General features: G+C 67.1%; 20 protein-coding genes. 12 read left to right on the forward strand and 8 right to left on the reverse strand.

The genetic code is table 11. From position 1 onward, the window contains the following. Positions 1 to 63 precede the first annotated feature (63 nt). From mnmG to DWF00_RS07815, 4 genes are read left to right on the forward strand one after another with little or no spacing between them, the layout of a single operon-like run. On the forward strand, positions 64 to 1,947 hold the full coding sequence (mnmG, locus tag DWF00_RS07800) for a tRNA uridine-5-carboxymethylaminomethyl(34) synthesis enzyme MnmG (protein WP_114831795.1): 1,884 nt from the start codon (positions 64 to 66) through the stop codon (positions 1,945 to 1,947). A gap of 3 nt (positions 1,948 to 1,950) precedes the next feature. Continuing rightward, the gene (gene rsmG, locus DWF00_RS07805) at positions 1,951 to 2,604 is read left to right on the forward strand and encodes a 16S rRNA (guanine(527)-N(7))-methyltransferase RsmG (protein WP_114831796.1); all 654 of its coding nucleotides are present in this window, start codon (positions 1,951 to 1,953) and stop codon (positions 2,602 to 2,604) included. After that, positions 2,601 to 3,431 carry a ParA family protein gene (locus DWF00_RS07810; RefSeq protein WP_114831797.1) on the forward strand — a complete coding sequence of 277 codons (831 nt, stop codon included), beginning with the start codon at positions 2,601 to 2,603 and terminating at the stop codon, positions 3,429 to 3,431. The genes rsmG and DWF00_RS07810 overlap by 4 nt, the downstream gene beginning before the upstream one ends. A gap of 31 nt (positions 3,432 to 3,462) precedes the next feature. Then, positions 3,463 to 4,341: a ParB/RepB/Spo0J family partition protein gene (locus DWF00_RS07815; RefSeq protein WP_114831798.1), complete on the forward strand. Its 879-nt coding sequence runs from the start codon at positions 3,463 to 3,465 to the stop codon at positions 4,339 to 4,341. A gap of 103 nt (positions 4,342 to 4,444) precedes the next feature. On the opposite strand, the gene holA is transcribed toward DWF00_RS07815, so the two are convergent. The 3 genes from holA to leuS all read right to left on the reverse strand — a co-directional run bounded on the left by holA (position 4,445) and on the right by leuS (position 8,690). Next, positions 4,445 to 5,476, reverse strand: a complete 1,032-nt coding sequence (gene holA / locus DWF00_RS07820) for a DNA polymerase III subunit delta (RefSeq protein WP_114831799.1) — start codon at positions 5,474 to 5,476, stop codon at positions 4,445 to 4,447. Between the two features lie 66 nt (positions 5,477 to 5,542). Then, complete coding sequence (locus DWF00_RS07825; RefSeq protein WP_147283802.1) at positions 5,543 to 6,079, reverse strand: hypothetical protein; 537 nt, start codon at positions 6,077 to 6,079, stop codon at positions 5,543 to 5,545. Next, entirely contained in the window at positions 6,066 to 8,690 is a 2,625-nt protein-coding gene (gene leuS / locus DWF00_RS07830) for a leucine--tRNA ligase (protein WP_114831801.1), read from the reverse strand. Before leuS ends, DWF00_RS07825 begins: the two co-directional genes overlap by 14 nt. 156 nt (positions 8,691 to 8,846) lie before the next feature. On the opposite strand from leuS, the gene DWF00_RS07835 reads away from it, so the two are divergent. Then, positions 8,847 to 9,512, forward strand: coding sequence for a YggS family pyridoxal phosphate-dependent enzyme (locus DWF00_RS07835; RefSeq protein ID WP_114831802.1), 666 nt, complete (start codon positions 8,847 to 8,849; stop codon positions 9,510 to 9,512). Positions 9,513 to 9,554: 42 nt separating this feature from the next. On the opposite strand, the gene DWF00_RS07840 is transcribed toward DWF00_RS07835, so the two are convergent. Further along, positions 9,555 to 9,707, reverse strand: a complete 153-nt coding sequence (locus tag DWF00_RS07840; RefSeq protein WP_181832835.1) for a transposase — start codon at positions 9,705 to 9,707, stop codon at positions 9,555 to 9,557. Beyond that, complete coding sequence (locus DWF00_RS07845; protein WP_114831804.1) at positions 9,694 to 10,944, reverse strand: ubiquinone biosynthesis hydroxylase; 1,251 nt, start codon at positions 10,942 to 10,944, stop codon at positions 9,694 to 9,696. The genes DWF00_RS07840 and DWF00_RS07845 overlap by 14 nt, the downstream gene beginning before the upstream one ends. Before the next feature lie 124 nt (positions 10,945 to 11,068). On the opposite strand from DWF00_RS07845, the gene tesB reads away from it, so the two are divergent. The 3 genes from tesB (at position 11,069) to DWF00_RS07860 (ending at position 14,024) form a co-directional block, all read left to right on the forward strand. After that, on the forward strand, positions 11,069 to 11,935 hold the full coding sequence (gene tesB, locus DWF00_RS07850) for an acyl-CoA thioesterase II (RefSeq protein ID WP_114831805.1): 867 nt from the start codon (positions 11,069 to 11,071) through the stop codon (positions 11,933 to 11,935). 234 nt (positions 11,936 to 12,169) lie between these two features. After that, positions 12,170 to 12,508, forward strand: a complete 339-nt coding sequence (locus DWF00_RS07855; RefSeq protein ID WP_038358178.1) for a P-II family nitrogen regulator — start codon at positions 12,170 to 12,172, stop codon at positions 12,506 to 12,508. Positions 12,509 to 12,545: 37 nt separating this feature from the next. After that, positions 12,546 to 14,024, forward strand: a complete 1,479-nt coding sequence (locus DWF00_RS07860) for an ammonium transporter (protein WP_114831806.1) — start codon at positions 12,546 to 12,548, stop codon at positions 14,022 to 14,024. Between the two features lie 318 nt (positions 14,025 to 14,342). Here the strand turns inward: DWF00_RS07860 and DWF00_RS30040 are convergent, their stop codons facing one another. Beyond that, positions 14,343 to 14,540, reverse strand: coding sequence for a hypothetical protein (locus DWF00_RS30040; RefSeq protein WP_342769083.1), 198 nt, complete (start codon positions 14,538 to 14,540; stop codon positions 14,343 to 14,345). 368 nt (positions 14,541 to 14,908) lie between these two features. Here DWF00_RS30040 and DWF00_RS07875 point away from each other — a divergent pair, with 368 nt between their 5' ends. From DWF00_RS07875 to xth, 3 genes are all read left to right on the forward strand, one after another. Continuing rightward, a complete protein-coding gene (locus DWF00_RS07875; RefSeq protein ID WP_114831807.1) occupies positions 14,909 to 17,479 on the forward strand; it encodes a DNA translocase FtsK in 2,571 nt (856 codons plus the stop codon). 191 nt (positions 17,480 to 17,670) lie between these two features. Then, entirely contained in the window at positions 17,671 to 18,519 is an 849-nt protein-coding gene (locus DWF00_RS07880) for a LolA family protein (RefSeq protein ID WP_114831808.1), read from the forward strand. A gap of 248 nt (positions 18,520 to 18,767) precedes the next feature. Further along, positions 18,768 to 19,583, forward strand: coding sequence for an exodeoxyribonuclease III (gene xth, locus DWF00_RS07885; protein WP_114831809.1), 816 nt, complete (start codon positions 18,768 to 18,770; stop codon positions 19,581 to 19,583). A gap of 130 nt (positions 19,584 to 19,713) precedes the next feature. On the opposite strand, the gene DWF00_RS07890 is transcribed toward xth, so the two are convergent. Together DWF00_RS07890 and DWF00_RS07895 are read right to left on the reverse strand one after the other, a co-directional pair. Then, on the reverse strand, positions 19,714 to 20,178 hold the full coding sequence (locus DWF00_RS07890) for a cyclic nucleotide-binding domain-containing protein (RefSeq protein WP_114831810.1): 465 nt from the start codon (positions 20,176 to 20,178) through the stop codon (positions 19,714 to 19,716). 8 nt (positions 20,179 to 20,186) lie between these two features. After that, a complete protein-coding gene (locus DWF00_RS07895) occupies positions 20,187 to 20,873 on the reverse strand; it encodes a response regulator transcription factor (protein ID WP_114831811.1) in 687 nt (228 codons plus the stop codon). Positions 20,874 to 20,955: 82 nt separating this feature from the next. Between DWF00_RS07895 and DWF00_RS07900 the strand changes: the two genes are divergently transcribed. Then, positions 20,956 to 21,531: a L,D-transpeptidase family protein gene (locus tag DWF00_RS07900; protein WP_245973789.1), complete on the forward strand. Its 576-nt coding sequence runs from the start codon at positions 20,956 to 20,958 to the stop codon at positions 21,529 to 21,531. Positions 21,532 to 21,628: the final 97 nt, after the last annotated feature.

Genomic DNA, 21,628 nt, shown 5'->3' on the forward strand with positions numbered 1-21,628 from the left:
GAAACGTGGCGGCCATCTCAAGAAGACAATTGACCCTCTGCTCGGGCTTGGATAGCGAAAGTCATGGTCGACACCCAGAGTTCATATGACGTCATCGTCGTCGGTGGCGGGCATGCCGGCGTCGAGGCTGCCGCTGCAGCCGCGCGCGTCGGCGCGCGCACCGCGTTGCTGACGCACCAGCGCGAGACCATCGGCGTGATGTCGTGCAATCCGGCGATCGGCGGGCTGGGCAAGGGCCATCTTGTCCGCGAGATCGATGCGCTCGATGGCGTGATGGCGCGCGCGGCCGATCGCGGTGGCATCCAGTTCCGCATGCTCAATCGCCGCAAGGGCCCGGCGGTGCGCGGCCCCCGCGCCCAGGCCGATCGCAAGCTTTATCGTCAGGCGGTGCAGGATATCCTGGCTGAATACGGCAATCTCGACATCATTGCCGGAGAGGCGTTTGACCTCGATATCGCCAATGGACGCGTGACCGGCGCCGTTCTCGCCGATGGCCGTCGATTCGTTACCGGAACAATCGTGCTGACGACCGGCACCTTTTTGCGCGGCCTGATCCACATCGGCGAGCAGAAGATCCCTGCCGGCCGCGTCGGCGAAGCGCCGTCGCTGGGCCTGTCGGCGACGCTGGAGCGGCATGATTTCCCGCTCGGCCGCCTCAAGACCGGCACGCCGCCGCGGCTCGATGGCCGCACGATCGATTGGGCCGGGCTGGAGATGCAGGCCGGCGACGATCCGCCGGAGCCGTTCTCGGCGTTGACCAAGGCGATCACGACGCCGCAGATCTCCTGCGGCATCACCCGCACCACGGTTGCCGGTCACGACCTGATCCGGGCCAACCTGCATCGCGCGCCGATGTTCTCGGGCCAGATCGAAGGTCGCGGGCCACGCTATTGCCCCTCGATCGAGGACAAGGTCGGCCGTTTCGGCGATCGCGACGGGCATCAGATCTTCCTGGAGCCGGAAGGGCTTGACGACCCAACGGTCTACCCGAACGGGATTTCGACCTCGCTGCCCGAGGATGTGCAGCTCGGCCTGCTGAAGACGATCCCCGGCCTGGAGCGCGCGGTTATGCTGCGGCCGGGCTATGCGATCGAGTATGATTTCGTCGATCCCCGCGCCCTGAAGAGCACGCTGGAGACGCGCGCTATTCAGGGCCTGTTCCTGGCCGGACAGATCAACGGCACGACCGGCTATGAGGAAGCGGCAGCGCAGGGCTTGTTCGCCGGCCTTAACGCAGCGCGCCGCGCCGGCGGCGCCGAGCCGGTTACGATGGACCGCACCTCGTCTTATATCGGCGTGCTGGTCGACGACCTGGTGACGCGCGGTGTTACGGAGCCGTATCGAATGTTCACCTCGCGGGCGGAATTCCGCCTGTCCTTGCGTGTAGACAATGCCGATGAGCGGCTGACGGCTTGGGGCGTGGAGCACGGCCTGGTCGGTAGCGAGCGTGAGCGGCATTTCCGGGCCAATGCCGGACGGGTCGAGAAGTTGCGTGAGCGGCTGCGGAGCGTGTCGCTGACGCCATCCGAGGCCGACCAGATCGGGCTCCAACTCAACCGCGACGGCATTCGGCGCAGCGGCTACCAGCTTCTGTCCTATCCCGATATCAGCTTTGAGCAGCTGGCGGCGATCTGGCCCGATCTCAACGACTATTCGCTATCCGTGACCGCTCGGGTGACGGCCGATGCGACCTATGCGGTCTATCTCGACCGGCAGGCGGCGGAAATCGGTGCGGTTCAACGCGATCAAGCGCTGGTCGTGCCGGATGATCTCGACCTCGACGTGATTTCGGGTCTCTCCAACGAGTTGAAGGCGAAGTTGACGCAGCAGCGTCCGGCCAATCTGGCGCAGGCCGCGAAGATCGAGGGCATGACCCCGGCAGCCCTGACGCTGCTCGCTGCTCATGCCCGGCGCGGGCGGAAGCGCGCTCCGCAACTGGCTGACTGATCCGTGACTGTTGATAACGGTGATAACGGCGACCGTGCCCGCGCTTTGCGCTTGACACCTGTTTCACGTGAAACACAGGAGCGGCTCGCGCTTCTGGTGGCGGAGCTGGCGCGCTGGCAGAAGGCCAAGAACCTCGTCTCCTCCGCCACTCTCGCCGATGTCTGGACGCGGCACGTCGCGGACTCGCTCCAGCTCTTCACTCTGGCGCCTGATGCGAAGCGATGGCTCGATCTCGGCTCGGGCGGCGGTTTCCCGGGTCTCGTGCTCGGGATCTGCCTGGTCGAGACGGGCGGGCATATCGATCTGGTCGAGAGCAATGCCCGCAAATGCGCCTTCCTGCGCCATGCCGCCCGGCTGACAGGGGCGCCGGTCACGGTCCATACCGCGCGGATCGAGGATGTGATCGGAGAATTCACTGGAAAAGTCGACGTCGTTACCGCGCGCGCGCTCGCGCCACTGCCAAATCTGATCGGATGGTGTAGAACGTTGTTGAGAACTGGCACCCTCGGACTCTTTCCCAAGGGACAATATCTAGATGCGGAATTGACCGAAGCCTCTAAATATTGGAATATCCAGGCCTCAACTGTTGTTTCCGTGACAGATCCGGCGGCCCGAATCCTAATGATTCGCGGAGCCGAGCAGCGGGCAGATTCATGAACGCTCTGACACCCATCGCCGCTACGTCTCGCCGGCCGCGCGTGCTGGCCCTGGCGAACCAGAAGGGTGGCGTCGGCAAGACCACGACCGCCATCAACCTCGGCACCGCGCTCGCCGCCATCGGCGAGAAGGTGCTGATCATCGATCTCGACCCGCAGGGCAATGCCTCGACGGGGCTCGGCGTCGACCGCAAGAGCCGGCGATCCTCGACCTATGACGTGCTCTGCGGCGATATCGGCTTGGGCCAGGCACTGCAGGAAACGGCCGTTCCCGGTCTGTTCATTGCGCCCTCGACGCTCGACCTACTCGGCGTCGAGCTCGAGATCGCCAGCGCCAAGGACCGCGCCCATCGGTTGAAGAAGGCGATCGACGAGATCGCCGACGATCCGCGCTGCTCGGACCTGACCTATGTTCTGATCGATTGCCCGCCCTCGCTCAGCCTGATCACGATCAACGCGATGACGGCGGCCGACGCCGTGCTCGTGCCGCTGCAATGCGAGTTCTTCGCGCTGGAGGGCCTCAGCCAGCTGCTCAAGACGGTTGAGCAGGTCCGCGCCGGCCTCAACCCGCGCCTGGTCATCCAGGGCGTGGTGCTGACCATGTACGACCCGCGCAACAACCTCTCCGGGCAGGTCATGGCCGATGTGCGCGAGTTTTTGGGCGAGAAGGTCTACGAGACGGTGATTCCGCGCAATGTCCGGGTCTCCGAGGCGCCGTCCTACGGCAAGCCGGTGTTGCTTTACGATCTGCGTTGTTCTGGCTCGCAGGCCTATCTGCGTCTGGCTTCGGAGGTGATCAAACGGGAGCGCGAGCTTCGTGCCGCCTGACAATTCCAGGGTAATGTTGAAAGGTTCTGCCATGGCCGAGGAACAAGGACGTTCCCGTCTTGGCCGCGGGCTCGCGGCCCTGATCGGAGATGTCGGCGACGAGATCGGCGCCATCGAGCGCTCGCGCGGTCAACGGCGCGTTCCGGTCGAGTTCCTGCGTCCCAGCCCGCGCAATCCGCGCCGCAGCTTCGGCGAGGACGATCTTGAGGATCTGACCGCGTCGATCCGCGAGCGCGGCATCCTGCAGCCGATCATCGTGCGCTCGATCGCCGGCATGGTCGACGCCTATGAGATCATCGCCGGCGAACGGCGCTGGCGCGCGGCGCAGCGGGCAGAGCTGCATGACGTGCCGGTGATCCTGGTCGAGGCCAATGATCGCGAGGCGCTCGAGATCGCCATCGTCGAGAACGTGCAGCGCACGGATCTCAACGCGATCGAGGAAGCCGCCGGCTACGAGCGGCTGATCGCCGAATTCAGCTATACCCAGAACGACCTTGCCCGCGTCATCGGCAAGAGCCGCAGCCATGTCGCCAACACCTTGCGGCTGTCGAAGCTGCCCGAGCCGGTGCGCAGGATGGTCAGCGAGGGCGCGGTCTCGGCCGGCCATGCCCGCGCCCTGCTCTCGGTCGCCGATCCCGAGCTGATGGCGAAGAAGATCGTCGACGAGGGCCTGAGCGTCCGCGATATCGAGCGGATCGTGCAGGAAGAGTCGCGCGGCGAGACCAAGAGCGCTTCGGCCAAGCCGAAGGTCGACAAGGACCCCGATACCCGTGCCGTCGAGAAGGCGCTGGAGGAGGTCCTGGGCGTCTCGGTCTCGATCCAGCATCGCGCCAATGGCGGCGGCGAGATGAAGCTCGGCTACAAGACGCTGGAGCAGCTCGACGCGCTCTGCCGTCGGCTGAAGGCCTGAGCGGCTGCTTCTGTTGGTAAGCAAACCCTCGCCGTCATTCCGGGCAAACGCAGCGCAGTCCCGGGATGACGGCGTTTCAATTGTTCTCGTAAATTAGGCGATATCAGCCGCCGCGTGCGCCGCTCTGGCCCAGCCGCGCCAGGGTCCAGAGCGCGCGCGAGGCCGTGGCGCGGGCGATCTCGCCGTCGCGCCTGACAGCCAGCATCGCCGTTCCCAACGTAGCCACCGCTTCCGTCAGCTTCGGCACCGTCCAGGCGTTCAGGGCGGCCTCGGCGACCGCCATCCGGGGAAAGGGCAGGCGCATGGCTGCGACTGCGTCGCGCGGCCCACGGCCGCCATCGACGCCCTGACGGGCTTTCAGCAGCATCAGCGCGTGCCGCAGCACGGCGCCGAGCATCACGCCCGAATCCAGGCCCTCGCTGGTCAGCTTGGCCAGCGCCAGATCGAGCGCGGGCAGGCGGCCGGCGAAGACGGCGTCGATCAGCGCCGCCTGTTCGCGCTGGGCGGTATCGCCGACCACGGCCTCGATATGCTCCTCGGTGATCGAGGCATCGCCGCCGGCATAGAGCAGCAGCTTTTCGATCTCGCGGCGCGAGGTCTGGCGGTCGCCGCCGAGCAGGCCGGCGAGCTGCTCGCGCGTGGTACGGTCGATGTTCTTGCCGGCCGAGCGCATCATCTCGTCGATGATGCTGCCGAGATCGCGCGCGGCGTCGCCGTAGCAGGGCACAGCGAGTGCCGTTCGCGCCTTCTCGCAGGCGACGCGCAGCGGGTTGGTGCGCTGCAGGTCGCCGGCCTCGACGATGACGATCGCGTCCTGCGACGGCGTCGCCAGCAAGGGCTCGACGGCGGCGAGCAACGGCTTCGAGGTCGGCGAGACGCGAATGGCGCGCCGGCCGCCGAACAGGCCGATCGTATTGGCCTCATCCACCAGCTTGAGCGGATCGGAGGCGATGTCGTCGCCGTCCATGCGGACGAGCTGGAAGGCGTTGTTGATGTCGTCGACGCTGGCGCGGGCAAGCGCGGTGGCGCGCTCGGAGACGAGCCCGGCATCGGGGCCGTAGATCAGGACCAGGCGCCAGGCCGGGTCGGGCTTCGCCAGGGCGCGGTCGGCCTCATGCGCCTTGATGGCGACCATGCTGGAGCTCTTTGTCTTGACGCATCTTCTTCACGCGAACCGGTATCCACTTCGCTCGAAAATGCTTCAGCTGGTCAGGTCGGCGGCCAGCTGGCCGCGAATCAGCTCCGCCAGCGACTTGCCGGCCCGGACCTGAGCGTCGCGCGCGGCGCGGACGGTGGCGAAGCGCTGCTCGGAGCGATCATAGGGCGCGCGGATCTGGTTCAGGCCGGAGGAGACGACCTTGCCAGTCGCGCTGTCGGTGACCTTCCAGGTCGCCGTCGCGACCAGGATCGCCGAATCGGCGCGGCCGTTGGCGTAGTCGACGGTGACCACCTCGAGGCTCTCGTTCACGGAGGCTTCGAGCTTCAGCCGCTTGGTGGCGTCAGGCGCGCCGCCGCCATCGAGGTTGAAGACCAGTTCGTTGCGCAGGTAATGGCCGACCAGGCCCTTGATATCGGCGATCTCGACGCCCCTGAGCGCGTCCTTGACGCTGCCGCCGACGGTGCTCGTGGTGCTGTCGGCATAGAGCGGGCGCAGGCAGCCACCGGCGATTGCGGCAAGGCCCAGCGCGGCCAGCAGCATCAGCCGGCGGGTCGGAGCGCTCGATTCAGACGACGACATTCACGATTCTCCCGGGCACCACGATGATCTTCCGGATCGGACGGTCCTCCAACGCCTTGAGGACGGCCTCGGAGGCGCGAACGATCGCCTCGACGGCCACCGTATCCGCATCGGCGGGGACGGTCACCTCCGCGCGCTTCTTGCCGTTGATCTGCACGGGGAGGACGACGCTGTCATCACGCAGCAGATCAGCTTGCGCCTCCGGCCAGGAGGCCTCGCCGGCGAGACCCGCTTGGCCGAGCGCCTGCCAGCACTCCTCCGCCAGATGCGGCATCATCGGCGCGACAAGCTGCGTGGCGATCGTGGCGGATTCATGCAGGGCGAAGGCGGTGTCGGGTGCGAGCGCGCTGCTCTCGGCCGCCGCATCCAGCGCCTTCGCGATGGCGTTGGTCAGCGTGTAGATATGGGCGACGCAGCGGTTGAAGCCGAGGCGTTCGATATCGGCGCCAACGGCGTGCAGGGCGCGGTGGCTGGCCTTGCGCAGGGCCTGGGCGCCCTCGCCGATCACGGCTGGCTGCTCGGCCTTGTTGCCGGTGCGCTCGGCGATCTCGCCGACCAGGCGCCAGAAGCGCTGGACGAAGCGGGCCGCGCCCTGGACACCCTCGTCGGTCCAGATCACGTCGCGGTCGGGCGGCGAATCCGACAGCATGAACCAGCGCGCGGTGTCGGCGCCGTAGGACGCGATGATCTCGTCGGGATCGACCACGTTCTTCTTCGACTTCGACATTTTCTCGATCGAGCCGATCTCGATCGGCTCGCTGGTCTCGACATGGAAGCCCCGGCGCTCGCTGCCGTTCGCCTCGATGCGGACATTGCCCGGCTCGACCCAGCTGCCGTCCTCGGCGCGGTAGGTCTCGTGCACGACCATGCCCTGCGTGAACATGCCGTCGAACGGCTCGTCCAGCCCGGCATGGCCGGTCGCCTTCATGGCGCGGGTGAAGAAGCGCGAATAGAGCAGGTGCAGGATCGCGTGCTCGACGCCGCCGATATACTGGTCGACCGGCAGGAAACGGTCGACCGCCTTGCGGTCGGTCGGCGTGTCCTCGCGCCAGGGATCGGTGAAGCGGGCGAAATACCAGGACGAATCGACGAACGTGTCCATCGTGTCGGTTTCGCGCCGCGCCGGCCCGCCGCAGGACGGGCAGTCGACGTGCTTCCAGGTGGGGTGATGGTCGAGCGGGTTGCCCGGCTTCTCGAAGGAGACGTCGTCGGGCAGCTTGACCGGCAAATCGGCATCGGGGACCGGCACCGTGCCGCAATCAGCGCAGTGGATGATCGGGATCGGGCAGCCCCAATAGCGCTGGCGCGAGATGCCCCAGTCGCGCAGGCGGAAATTGACCTTGCGGGCGCCGATGGCGCTGTTGCCGCGCGTCTCGCCTTCAAGCCGGCGGGCGACCTCTTCTTTCGCCTCCGGAATGGTCATGCCGTCGAGGAAGCGCGAATTGATCATGCGGCCATCGTCGGTATAGGCGGTGTCGGTGACGACGAAGGTGGCGGGATCGACGCCTTCGGGACAGACCACCGGCGTGTTGCCGAGCCCGTAACGATTGACGAAGTCGAGATCGCGCTGATCATGCGCCGGGCAGCCGAAGATGGCGCCGGTGCCGTATTCCATCAGGATGAAGTTCGCGACATAGACCGGCAAAACCCATGACGGATCAAAGGGATGTACGGCGCGCAGACCGGTGTCGAAGCCGAGCTTCTCCGCCTTGTCGATGTTCTCCTGGGCCGTGCCGGTCTTCTTGCACTCGGCGATGAAGGCCTGGAGCTCGGGGTTGTTCTCGGCCAGGGACTTGGCGAGCGGATGATCGGGCGCGATAGCCATGAACTTGGCGCCGAACAGCGTGTCCGGCCGCGTCGTGTAGATCTCCAGCTCGTTCTGCCCGGTCGGGTTCGATTCGAGGGCGAAACGAATCAGCAGCCCTTCCGAGCGGCCGATCCAGTTCTTCTGCATCAGCCGGACCTTGTCGGGCCAGCGCACCAGACCTTCAAGGGCGTCGTTCAGCTCCTGGCCATAGGCCGTGATCTTGAAGAACCACTGCGTCAGCTCGCGCAGCTCGACCAGCGCGCCGGAGCGCCAGCCGCGGCCGTCGATGACCTGCTCGTTGGCCAGCACGGTCTCGTCGACCGGGTCCCAGTTGACCTTGGCGGTCTTGCGGTCGACCAGCCCAGCCTTCAGGAAATCGAGGAACATCTTCTGCTGATGGCGATAATAGCTCGGGTCGCAGGTGGCGAGCTCGCGGCTCCAGTCCAGCGACAGGCCCATCGATTGCAGCTGCGCCCGCATCGTCGCGATATTGGCGTAGGTCCATTCGCGCGGGTGGATCTTGTTGGCCTTGGCGGCGTTTTCGGCCGGCAGGCCGAACGCGTCCCAGCCCATCGGGTGCAGCACCGCAAAGCCTTTGGCGCGCTTGTAGCGCGCGACCACGTCGCCCATCGCATAGTTGCGGACATGGCCCATATGGATGCGGCCCGACGGGTAGGGGAACATCTCGAGCACGTAGTAGCTCGGCCGCGGATCGTCGTTGCGCGTCTCGAAGAGCTTGCGCTCATTCCAGACGCTGCGCCATTTCGGCTCGGATTCCTTGGGATTGTAACGTTCGACGGCCATCGCGGAAGATTCTTGCGTGAGCGGATGTTGGACGGCCCTCGGTCAAGGGCCAAACAGGGTCATGCGGAAAAACGGGTGCCACTTTTCCACATGCTGTTCTAGGACACCATTGCACGCACGCGGTCAACGCCGACAGCGAGACGGAAGGGTTTCACGATGAACGACACGGTCAGCCGGCTCGCTGAGACCAGGGCTGCGATCGCCCGCGCCGCTGGCGATGTCGAGCGCCGGCCGGAGGAGGTCGCGCTCATCGCCGTGTCGAAGACGATGCCGGAAGAGGTGATCCTGCCGGCGCTCGAAGCCGGGCAGCGCGTCTTCGGCGAGAATTACGTGCAGGAGGCCAAGACGAAATGGCCGGCGCTGCGCGAGCGCTTCCCGGATGCGGAAGTCCACATGATCGGGCCGCTGCAATCGAACAAGGCGCGCGAGGCGGTGGCGCTGTTCGACGCGATCCATTCGCTCGACCGCGAGAGCCTGGCGAAGGAGCTCTCCCGCGAGATCGCCCGCGCCGGCAAGGCGCCGCTTCTCTTCGTCCAGGTCAATACCGGCGAGGAGCCGCAGAAGGGTGGCATCAGCCCTGGCGAGGTCGATGCCTTCCTCGCGCTCTGTCGGGATCATCATGGCCTCGTCATCGCGGGGCTGATGTGCATTCCGCCCGCCGACGAGCCGCCCTCGCCGCATTTCGCCCTGCTCGCCAAGATCGCGGCGCGGAATGGGTTGCACGGGCTCTCGATGGGGATGAGCGCGGACTACGAGGCCGCGATCCAGCTTGGCGCTACCCATGTGCGGGTGGGCAGCGCGATTTTTGGCGCGCGCGGGTAGAGGCCGGGGCATCGCCTGAGGTTGTAGAGGTTGCGAAGGCGATCAGGTCTGCGGCGTTGGCTGTGCGCCGACCTCGGCAAAGCAGGCCTCCAGCACGCCCGCCTGCGCCGCCGCCAGCCGGAAGCGGCACAAGGTCGTCTCGTCGAGCGCGCCGCCATCCAGCGCGAAGCCGCAGAAGCGCCTAAAGCGCCTCACCCCTGAGCAGGCGCGGCGTATCTCCCGCCAGCCCGGCCGCCTCGCGGATGAAGAAGCGCTTCAGCCCCGGCATCCGGTCGACCAGCCCGAGCCCGAGATCTCGCGCCAAGCGCAATGGCGTCGCGTCGTTCGAGAACAGCCGGTTGAGCCCGTCCGTCACCGCGCCCATCGCGACCGTGTCGAAGCGCCGCGCCTTCTCGTAATCCTCCAGCGCCTCCGCACTACCAGGATCGAGCCCGAGCCTTGCGGCATCGACGATCGCCTCGGCCAGGGCCGCGACATCCTTCAGGCCGAGATTGAGCCCCTGTCCGGCGATCGGATGGATGACGTGCGCGGCGTCACCGAGCAGTGCCAACCGCTCGCCGACGAAGCGCCTGGCGACACCGAAGCCGAGCGGATGGGCCGAGACCTTGCTCTCCAGCGCCAACTCGCCAAGCTCGAGCCCGAAGCGCTGCTCGATCTCGGCCAGGATGTCGTCGGCATCGAGCGAGAGCAGCGCCGGCACGTTCTCCTTGCGCTCGGTCCAGACGATGGAGGAGCGGTGGCCGAGCGCGCCGCCGTCGCTGAGCGGCAGGATCGCGAAGGGGCCGGACGGCAGGAAATGCTCGACCGCCCGCCCGCCATGCGGCCGCTCATGGCTCAGCGTCGCGACGATGCCCGACTGGTCATAGCTCCAGCCGACCCAGCCGATCCCGGCGAGCTCGCGCAGCTTCGAGCGCGCGCCATCGGCCGCGACGAGCAAGGTGGCGCCGAGCCTTTCGCCGCCCGCAAAGCTAATATCCACGCCGTCATTATCGGCCTCGAAGCCGCGCACGCCCTCGGGCCGAAGTTCGACCCCCGCTTCGCGGCAGGCATCGAGCAGCGCCGTCACCAGCGCCGCGTTCTCGACCATATGGGCGAAGGGCTGGCCCGGTGCGACCTCGCCGTCGAAGGTCAGGAAGACCGGGCGCACCACGTCGGGGTTGCGGCTGTCTGTCACCACCATCTCGGTCATGGCGGCGGCATGGCCTGCAACCTTGTCCCAGATTGCGAGCGTCTCCAGCATGTTGCGCGCGGCGGCGGCGACGGCGTAGGCGCGGTTGTCGGCGCGCGGCGGCGCGGCCAGGGCAGGATCGGCCAGAACGACCGCATAGGCGCGGCCGAGCGCCCGCTTCAGCGCCAGCGCCAGCGAAAGCCCGGCGATGCCGCCGCCGGCGATCACGATCCGGCTGCCGGGACGCCCTGCCTGTTCACTCATCTCTGCCGCTCCAGCGCTGCGAGTCGCCGGCTTGACGCGCCTGCATCCCTCGGTGCTGATGCGGTATAGGGCTAAACCATTCCCGGCGCAGCCCTTCCTTCAGACCACGCCGAGCTTGAAGCCCATGTCCCAGATCAGCGACTCCCTGACGTCGATCCTCGACCTCGAGCCGCTCGAACGCAATCTGTTCAGGGGTCGCAGTCCCAAGATCGGCTGGCAGCGCGTCTTCGGCGGGCAGGTCATCGGCCAGGCGCTCTATGCCGCCTGCAAGACGGTCGAGGGCCGGCAGCCGCATTCGCTCCATGCCTATTTCCTGCTGCCGGGCGATCCGGAGACGCCGATCATCTACGAGGTCGAGCGCCTGCGCGACGGCCGCTCCTTCACCACGCGGCGCGTGCTCGCGATCCAGCACGGCCAGGCGATCTTCGCGATGTCGGCCTCGTTCCAGGTCGAGGAGCCCGGCTACGAGCACCAGATGCCGATGCCGAACGTGCCGATGCCGGAGGACCTGCCCGACCGCGAGGAGATGAAGCGCAGCGTGCTGCCGCATATGCCCGACGCGGTCCGCGCCTACTACCAGCGCGAGCGGCCGATCGAGATCAGGCCGGTCGAGCTGCAGCGCTACGCCACCGGCGAGAAGATGGAGCCGAAGTTCAACGTCTGGATCCGCGCCATGGAGCCCTTGCCCGACGAGCCGGCGGTCCATCAGAGCGTGCTCGCCTATGCGTCGGACCTGATGCTGCTCGATTCCAGCCTGATCGCGCATGGCACCTCGGTCTTCGACAAGCAGATCCAGGGCGCCAGCCTCGACCATGCGCTCTGGTTCCACCGGCCGTTCCGCGCCGATGACTGGCTGCTCTATTCGCAGGACAGCCCCTCGACCTCGGGTGCACGCGGCTTCTCGCGCGGGCTCGTCTTCGACCGCCACGGCAAGCTCGTCGCCTCCGTCGCGCAGGAAGGCCTGATTCGGCCAAGGCCGGATCGCGGCTGAGCGCTTTCTGAGCATAAGCCTAGTTATCAGGCATTTGCCAATTCTTTAGGCGACGGCAACGGCGCCGGGCCCGTAGCTCGCCGCGATTCGCCAATTCCATAGCCGTCACCGCCTCCGGGCAGTTGGCACGCGCCTTGAATTGTCCCGGCTGACGCGCCGGGCTCCCGGATGCGTGCAGACGCAACGGGATCGCCGGGGCTGACATCCGGGCGGCGGAAACGGGGTAACCCAGCAATGAAAATCGTGATGGCTATCATCAAGCCGTTCAAGCTGGAGGAGGTGCGCGACGGGCTCACCGCCATCGGCGTGCATGGCCTGACCGTGACTGAGGTGAAGGGCTATGGCCGCCAGAAGGGCCATACGGAAATCTACCGTGGCGCCGAATACGCCGTGAGCTTCCTGCCGAAGATCAAGATCGAGGTTGCCGTGGCCGACGAGCTCGTCGGCAAGGTCATCGAGGCGATCACCGCCGCGGCCCGCACCGGGCAGATCGGTGACGGCAAGATTTTCGTCTCGTCGATCGAGAAAGCCGTGCGCATCCGCACCGGCGAGACCGACGGCGACGCCCTTTGATCCAAGCGATCCTTCAGTCTTCCAGGAGTTTCCAACGATGAATTCCAAGTTTCTCTTGCGGGCCGGAACGGTCGGGCTCGCGCTAGCCGCGACCACCGCCGCCGTGTTCGCCCAGGACGCCGCGCCCGCGGCGGCCCCTGTGCCCAACAAGGGCGACGTCGCCTTCATGATGAGCTCGACCGTGCTGGTCCTGCTGATGACGATCCCCGGCCTCGCCCTGTTCTATGGCGGCCTGGTCCGCAGCAAGAACATGCTCTCGGTGCTGACGCAGGTCTTCGCCATCGTCTGCCTCGTCTGCCTGCTCTGGATCTTCTACGGCTACTCGCTCGCCTTCACCAATGGCAGCGGCCTCAACGACTTCGTCGGCGGCTTCTCCAAGGCCTTCCTGAAGGGCGTCGACGCCAACTCCGTGGCCGCGACCTTCTCCAACGGCGTCGTCATCCCGGAATACGTCTACATCTGCTTCCAGATGACCTTCGCCTGCATCACGCCGGCCCTCATCGTCGGCGCCTTCGCCGAGCGCATGAAGTTCTCGGCGCTGCTGCTGTTCATCGTGCTCTGGGTCACCTTCATCTATTTCCCGATGGCCCACATGGTCTGGTACTGGGGCGGTCCTGACATCGTCGGCAACGCCGCCAAGGCGCTGGCCGCCGCCACGCCGGAAGGCAAGGCCGCCGCGACCGCTGCGCTCGACGCCGTCAACGCGGATGCCGGCATGCTCTTCAAGTGGGGCGCGCTCGACTTCGCCGGCGGCACCGTGGTGCACATCAACGCCGGTATCGCCGGTCTCGTCGGCTGCATCCTGATCGGCAAGCGCGTCGGCTACGGCAAGGAGCTGATGGCCCCGCACTCGCTGACCATGACCCTGATCGGCGGCGCCCTGCTCTGGGTCGGCTGGTTCGGCTTCAACGCCGGCTCGAACCTGGAGGCCAACGGCACCGCCGCGCTCGCCATGGTCAACACCTTCGTCGCCACGGCGGCGGCGGCTCTCGGCTGGCTCTTCGTCGAATGGGCCGTGAAGGGCAAGCCCTCGATGCTCGGCATGGTCTCGGGCGCGGTCGCCGGCCTCGTCGCCGTCACCCCGGCCGCCGGCTTCGCCGGCCCGATGGGCTCGATCGTGCTCGGCCTCGTCGCCAGCGTCGTCTGCTTCGTCTTCTGCTCGACCGTCAAGAACGCGCTCGGCTATGACGACTCGCTCGACGTCTTCGGCATCCACTGCATCGGCGGCATCATCGGCGCGCTTGCGACCGGCATCCTGGTCAACGTCGATCTCGGCGGCGTCGGCATCCCCGACTACTCGTCGAAGCCCGGCGAACTGGCTGTGGGCGCCTATGAGTTCGGCACGGCCTTCATGGCCCAGGCCAAGGCGGTGCTGTTCACGCTGGTCTTCAGCGGCGTCGGCTCGCTGATCCTCTACAAGATCGTCGACGTCATCGTCGGCCTGCGCGTCGCCCCGGATCAGGAGCGCGAGGGCCTCGACATCGCCGAGCATGGCGAGCGCGCCTATCACGACTGATCGCGGGCATGATGCCGAAAAGTGCGAAGCGGTTTTCGGCTAACGTCATGCTCAAACAACAAGTCGCTCAGCCACTCACGTGAAACACACCCCGGCGGGCAACCGCCGGGGTTTTTGTTTGGGCGGTCCTCAGGTCAGAATCACGCCCCGTTCGAAGCGTGCTGCAACTTGCCAGAACCAAGCGCTGTCATCCCGGACGGAGCGCAGCGGAGCTCCGGGATCCATCGTAAGGCTCCGGCGCGCTACGATGGATCCCGGAGCTGCGCCGCAAACGCGGCTTGTCCGGGATGACGCGGTGAGGTTCCCGCACAAAATGATCTATGGCGCCGGCGGCCGGTGCAGCACGATCTCGAGCACCTGCACGCCCTCCGGCAGCTCGATCAGGAATTCTGCGTCGCGTTCGAGATGGTGGATGCGGCGCGGGTCGGGCCCGGCGAAGCGCGACATCGCCTCGATGCTCTCCCAATAGGAGATCGTCACGAACTCGCTCTCGCCGTCGCGGTCCTCGCGGAACATCTGCGCGCCCAGCGCCTTCTCGACCAGCGGCTTGACCCCGGCCTCGTAGAGATAGGCGGCGTAGTCGTCGGCCTCTCAGCCGTGGTGCGGCCGCGCCAGATGCGCGCGATCCTGGGTTTCAGGGCAGCGTTGTCGTCACCTGCCATGCGCCGTCTCCTCGAACAGGGAGCGCGCCCGCAAGCACCGCCGCGAGTCGCGCCAGATGCTTCCCTCAATAGCGCGGCCCGCCGTCCGGTTCCGGCAGCAGCAAGAACCTGGGGCAACCGGCTCAAGGTTAAGCGGCCCTTAACCAGCCCTTCATAACGTGAGCTTTCAAAGGCCGGTCTGATGCGGCCGGATTCCCTTTTTGGAAGGCGGCCCGCCCGGCCATGCGCACGATCCGACGCTCCTCATCCCTGATCGACCGGCTGCCGGACCCGGCGCGCGAATTCCTGTCGCGCCGGACGGCGGAGATGGTCGGGCTCGGGCTGCTGGCGCTGATGGTCGCCATCGCCTTTTCGCTGGCGACCTGGACGGTCGACGACCCCAGCCTGAACAACGCCACCGGCGGCACGGTCAGCAACTGGCTCGGCCGTCCCGGCGCCATGGTCGCCGACCTGACCATGCAGCTGATCGGGCTTGGCGTCATCGCCATGCTGTTCCCGCCGCTGATCTGGGCGCTCAGGCTGATCCGCTTCCACGTCTTCGACCGTGGCGCGCTGAAGCTCGGCCTCTGGGTCATCGGCGTCGTCGCCACCGCCGCCGTCGCCAGCGCACTGCCGGCGACGCCGCGCTGGCCTCTGCCGACCGGCATGGGCGGCGTCATCGGCGACGGCCTGCTCTTCGGCACCCGCAACGTCGTCGGCATTGCCGGCAGCGCGCTCAGCGGCCTCGTCGCCTTCCTCTATGCCGGCATCGCCATCCTCTCCGTCACCGCCGCCGCCGGCTTCGGCTTCGTCACCGACGAGGACCCGCAGCCTGAGAGCGAGGACGAGGATGAATCCTGGTCCGAGAGCGAGGAGCGCCGCGACGACGAGCCGGGCTTCGCCGTGATCCTGGTCGGCTGGCTTGCCCATGGCGCGATGGCGCTGAAGGCCGCGATCCTGCGCCGCCTGCCGCGCCCGCCCGAGCCCGCGGTCAGCGCCGCCGCCGGCGCGCAGCCCGCCAGCCGCGTCCGCCGCGAGCCGCAATTCAACGAGCAGGCCGGCCGCGCGGCCCCGCCCGTGTTCAATCCCGAGCCGCTTCCGGCACCGGCCTCGTCAGGGCGCGGCGTCGCCGCAGCGCAGCCGGGTTATGACGACGACGAGGACGTCGAGACCCTGCGCGACCTCAACGCGCCGCGCGTCACCGCCCCGCCGGTCGCGCCCAAGCCCGGCAAGCGCCTGGCGCGCGAGGCGCAACCCTCGCTGCTCGACCGCGACACCTTCGAGCTGCCGCCGCTGACCTATCTGGCCGAGCCGAAGAAGCTGCCCGCCAGCACGATCTCGACCGACGCGCTGGAGCAGAACGCGACCCTGCTCGAAGGCGTTCTGGAGGATTTCGGCGTCCGCGGCGAGATTTCGCAGGTCCGCCCCGGCCCGGTGGTGACTTTGTACGAGCTTGAGCCTGCGCCTGGGACGAAGTCCTCGCGGGTGATCTCCTTGGCCGACGACATCGCGCGCTCGATGAGCGCGATCTCGGCGCGCGTCGCGGTGATCCCGGGCAAGAACGCGATCGGCATCGAATTGCCCAACGCCAAGCGCGAGACCGTCTTCCTGCGCGAGCTGCTCGCCAGCCAGGACTTCGAGAGCACCAAGCACAAGCTCGCGCTCTGCCTCGGCAAGACCATCGGCGGCGAGCCGGTGATCGCCGACCTGGCGCGCATGCCGCACCTGCTGGTGGCCGGCACCACCGGCTCGGGCAAGTCGGTCGCGATCAACACCATGATCCTGTCGATCCTCTACCGGCTCAAGCCGGAGGAGTGCCGCCTGATCATGGTCGACCCGAAGATGCTCGAGCTCTCCGTCTATGACGGCATCCCGCACCTGCTCACCCCCGTCGTCACCGACCCGAAGAAGGCGGTCGTCGCCCTGAAATGGGCGGTGCGCGAGATGGAGGAGCGCTACAAGAAGATGTCGAAGCTCGGCGTGCGCAACATCGACGGCTTCAACGTCCGCGTCGGCGAGGCCATGGCCGCCGGCGAGGTGATCACGCGCACGGTCCAGACCGGCTTCGACCGGCACTCCGGCGAGGCTGTCTACGAGGAGGAGGTGATGGACCTCGCGCCTCTGCCCTACATCGTCGTGATCGTCGACGAGATGGCCGACCTGATGATGGTCGCCGGCAAGGAGATCGAGGGCACGATCCAGCGCCTGGCCCAGATGGCGCGCGCCGCCGGCATCCACGTCGTGCTGGCGACGCAGCGGCCGTCGGTCGACGTCATCACCGGCACGATCAAGGCGAACTTCCCGACCCGGATCTCGTTCCAGGTCACCTCGAAGATCGATAGCCGCACGATCCTGGGCGAGATGGGCGCCGAGCAGCTGCTCGGCCAGGGCGACATGCTCTACATGGCCGGCGGCGGCCGGATCACCCGCGTGCACGGGCCGTTCGTCTCCGACGCCGAGGTCGAGAAGGTGGTGGCGCACCTGAAGACGCAGGGGCGGCCGGACTATCTCGATGCGGTGACCGCCGAGGAGGAGGCCGCCGCCGCGGAGGACGAGGATGGCGGCGCCGTCTTCGACAAGGGCGCCATGGCCTCAGCCGAGAGCGAGGACCCCTACGAGCAGGCGGTGGCGGTGGTCCTGCGCGACAAGAAGGCCTCGACCTCCTACATCCAGCGCCGCCTGCAGATCGGCTACAACCGCGCCGCCTCGATCATGGAGCGGATGGAGCACGAGGGCATCGTCGGACCCGCAAACCACGCCGGAAAACGCGACATCCTCGTCGAGACCGGCAGGGCCCGCGAGGATGAGGACTGAAACCAAGCTGCTGCGGCAATGACTCGACCGGGTCCTGAAATTGCCACGAGACGGTGCAACCTAGACAGCGCGCTGGGCGTTGAGCCGGAGGAACCGATCCTCTTGTCCCTGCACACCGCCATTGCCAGCCTTTTGCGCAATGGCGCGATCATCCCGGCCTTAGGGCCCGAACCGCCGGAGCAGCCCTGCTCATGACACGTATCTCGCCATTGCAGGCTTCGTTCAGCGCCATTGCCGCGCTCGGCCTTGCCGTGGTGGCTGGTCCGCTCGCGGCTCAGCCGCTCAGCCTGCAACCCGCCGCGCCGGCTACGGCCACCGCGCGCCCTGCCGCTCCGCGCGCCCTGCCATTGCCGCCGCCCCGGCCGGTCGGACTGGGCACGCCGCGCGCCGTCGCAGGCGCGGCCACGCCCGCTCCGGCCGCAACCGCGACCCCGGTCTTCACTGCGGCAAACGAGCCGCCGCGTCCGCCTGCCGCCACGCCCGCGAAAGCCAAGGCCTCGGCGCCGCAGACGCGCGAAGAGGCGATCGACCGGATCAACACCTATTTCAACAGCTTCTCCAGCCTGCAGGGCGACTTCATCCAGTTCGCCTCGGATGGCCGCCGCTTCGAGGGCAAGCTCTATATCCAGCGCCCCGGCAAGATGCGCTTCGAGTACCGCCCGCCGGTCACCATGGAAGTCGTCGCCGACGGCACCTCGGTCGCCATCCGCGACAAGAAGCTGGCGACGCAGGATCTCTACTCGATCGGCCAGACCCCGCTGAAGTTCCTGGTCAAGGAGCGGATGGACATCAACCGCGACTCGACCGTCACCGGCGTCAGCACCGACGGCGACGTGCTGTCGGTCAAGATCGAGGACCGCTCGACGCTTGGCGGCACCTCGAAGATCACGCTGAAATACGACTTCGTCGCCAACGAGCTCAGACAATGGATTGTGGTCGACCCGCAGGGCTACGAGACCTCCGTCTCGGTCTACAATCTCGACACCCAGCGCCGGCCCGATCCGAAGAATTTCGTGATCAACTACGAGCGCGTGCTCTGACGTCCTGAACGTCATGCTCGGCCTTGTGCCGAGCATCCACGTCTTGAACGCTCATCGCAGGCGAAGACGTGGATGGTCGGGACAAGCCCGACCATGACGGCAGGATGCTACCGGCGAAAAAGCGCTTTCCTGCGGATGACGGGCGGCATTGCGCCGCCCGCCGTTGCTATGGCGCCATCCCCCCTCCAGATTGACCTGAGACGGCGCACCGCTTGGCTGCGCGAGGCAGTCAGGACGGGACGAACCGCGTGAAGCTTAAGATCACGAGCTGGAACATCAATTCGGTGCGCCTGCGCATCGGGCTGGTCACCGATTTCCTGGCGAACCACGCCCCCGACGTGCTCTGCCTGCAGGAGACCAAGACGCCGGACGAGCAATACCCGGCCAAGGCCTTCGAGAAGGCCGGCTACGTCCATCAGGCCTTCATCGGCCAGAAGGGCTATAACGGCGTCGCCATCGTCTCGCGCCTGCCCTTCAGCGAGAAGGACGCCATGGCGATGTGCGGCCGCAACGACGCCCGCCACATGAGCGTCGTGCTCGACAAGGGCGCGGGGGCGGCGGCCGGCATCGCCATCCATAACTTCTACATCCCGGCCGGCGGCGACATCCCCGACCCGGCGCTCAACGACAAGTTCGCCCATAAGCTCGCCTTCCTCGACGAGATCGGCGCCTGGGGCATCGGCAAGCGCCCGACCGACCGGCCGAGCGTGCTGCTCGGCGACCTCAACATCGCGCCCTACGAGCACGACGTCTGGAGCCACAAGCAGCTCCTGGACGTGGTCAGCCACACTCCGATCGAGACCACCACGCTGGAGAAACTCCGCACCGAACTCGGCTGGACCGACGCAGCGCGCACGCTGCGGCCCGAACCGGAGAAGCTCTACAGCTGGTGGAGCTACCGCGCCGCCGACTGGGCCGCCACCAACAAGGGCCGCCGGCTCGACCATATCTGGCTCTCGGACGGGCTGAAGCCGGCGCTGCGCGACCTCACCTTCCTGCGCGAGGCGCGTGGTTGGGAGCGGCCCTCGGACCATGTCCCGGTGACGGTCGAGCTTGAGGTCTGATTTAACCTCAGCCCTCATCCTGAGGAGCCGCGAAGCGGCGTCTCGAAGGATGATCCAGGAGGTTCGGAAGCCCGCTGGAGCATCCTTCGAGACGCGCTCTACGAGCGCTCCTCAGGATGAGGGCTATCAGTCAGGGCCGATCGATCGCCGTCAGCGCGTCCTGCACGCGCTTCAGCTCGCTGGTGAAGCCGCGCAGCCGCTCGCCGATCGCGCCCGCGATGGCCTGGGCCGACTCAGGCGATTCGCCTAACACCCGCCGCATCACGCTGCGCGACAGCTTCATCACCTGCGTCGGCTCGCGCGCGATCGCCGTCACCGGCCGGTCGACATTGGCGAAGAGCGCGAGTTCCCCGATCAGCGCGCCCGGCCCGACGACGTCGTCGGCCGGCCGGCCATCGTCATGGCTCATCAGCGCGACCGCGCCCGAGATCACAAGGAAGGCGCCGTCCGAGTGCTCGCCGCTGCGGAACAGGACGTCGCCTGCGCGCAGGATGCGGCTCTCGGCGGCGAAGGCCACGAGCCGGAGCGCATCATGCTCCATGAGGCTCAGCAGCTTCTGCCTGGCGAGGAGGGCGATATCGTCGTTGAGCGCCATGAATGACTTTACGGATTCAGGCGATAGCCGCCTGCATCCGTCACGAGCAGCCGCGCATTGCCCGGATCGGGTTCGATCTTCTGGCGCAGGCGATAGATATGCGTCTCCAGCGTGTGCGTGGTGACCTGCGAATTATAGCCCCAGACCTCCTGCAGCAGGATCTCGCGGGCGATCGGCTTGCGCCCGGCACGGTAGAGGAAGCGCAGGATCGCCGTCTCCTTCTCGGTCAGCTTGGTCTTCGAGCCCTTGGCGCTGACCAGCAGCTTCGAGCCGGGATGGAAGGTGTAGGGGCCGACCTGGAAGACCGCGTCCTCGCTTGCCTCGTATTGCCTGAGATGCGCGCGGATGCGGGCCAGCAGCACGGCGAACTTGAACGGCTTCACCACATAGTCGTTGGCCCCGGCCTCGAGCCCGAGCACGGTGTCGGCATCCGAGCCCTGGCCGGTCAGCATGATCACCGGGCTCTTGAAGCCGTTGCGGCGCATCACCTTGACCGCTTCGCGCCCGTCCATGTCGGGCAGGCCGACATCCATGACGGCGAGGTCGATGCGCTCGGCCTGGACGGCCTTGACGCCGGCCGTCGCCGTCGCCGCCGTCGAGATCTTGAACTCGTCGTAGAGCGCGAGCTGCTCGGCGAGCGCGTCACGCAACGTCTGGTCGTCATCGACCAGAAGAATATGATGGACGGCTGGCATGGCAATGATTTGAACCAGTTGCGATTCCGGCCAACATGAGCCCGCTGAATCGCGACCGCAAGTCACGCAGGATGGAAATTCCGTGAAGAGATGTGATTGGGACAAGGAGGCAACCCGTAAGGGAACGCGGCAGGGCCTGACCTCGCTGCGTGTCTTCGCCTCCATCCGCGACAAGCGGAAGGGCTTCCTGATCGCCGGCCATGCCATCTTTCCCTGCGCGCTCGGCCGTTCCGGCATCGTCGTCGGCAAGCGCGAGGGCGACGGCGGCACGCCCCGCGCCCGCCTGCCGCTCAGGCGCGCCTTCTACCGCGCCGAGCGCATGCCGCGACCCCGGACCTTGCTCGCATTGCGCGCCATAACCGCCCGCGACGCCTGGTGCGACGACATGGCCGACCGCCGCTACAACAGGCTGATCGACCGCCCGCCGGGGATGGCCGAGGAGCGCCTCGCCCGGGCCGACCATCTCTACGACGTCATCGTCGAGCTCGGCTGGAATGACGATCCGGTGATTCGCGGTCGCGGCAGCGCGATCTTCTGGCATTTGCCGCGAGCGGGCTTCACGCCGACCGCCGGCTGCGTCGCCGTCGAGCGCCACGTTTTCCAGAAGTTGCTGCCGCGCTTGTCGCGGGATTGCGTGATGATCGTCGGGCGGGCTTGAAACCAGGGCCTCTGCTCGGCAAAATCGTGGTTGAGCACCGTCTCGACGATCAGATCAGGAGCAACCGGCTAGGCGGCCCGGCCGATCTCCCAACGCG

Origin of the sequence: Allobosea caraganae (assembly GCF_003351345.1) — a bacterium.
In the GTDB taxonomy this organism is placed as follows: Bacteria; Pseudomonadota; Alphaproteobacteria; order Rhizobiales; family Beijerinckiaceae; genus Allobosea; species Allobosea caraganae.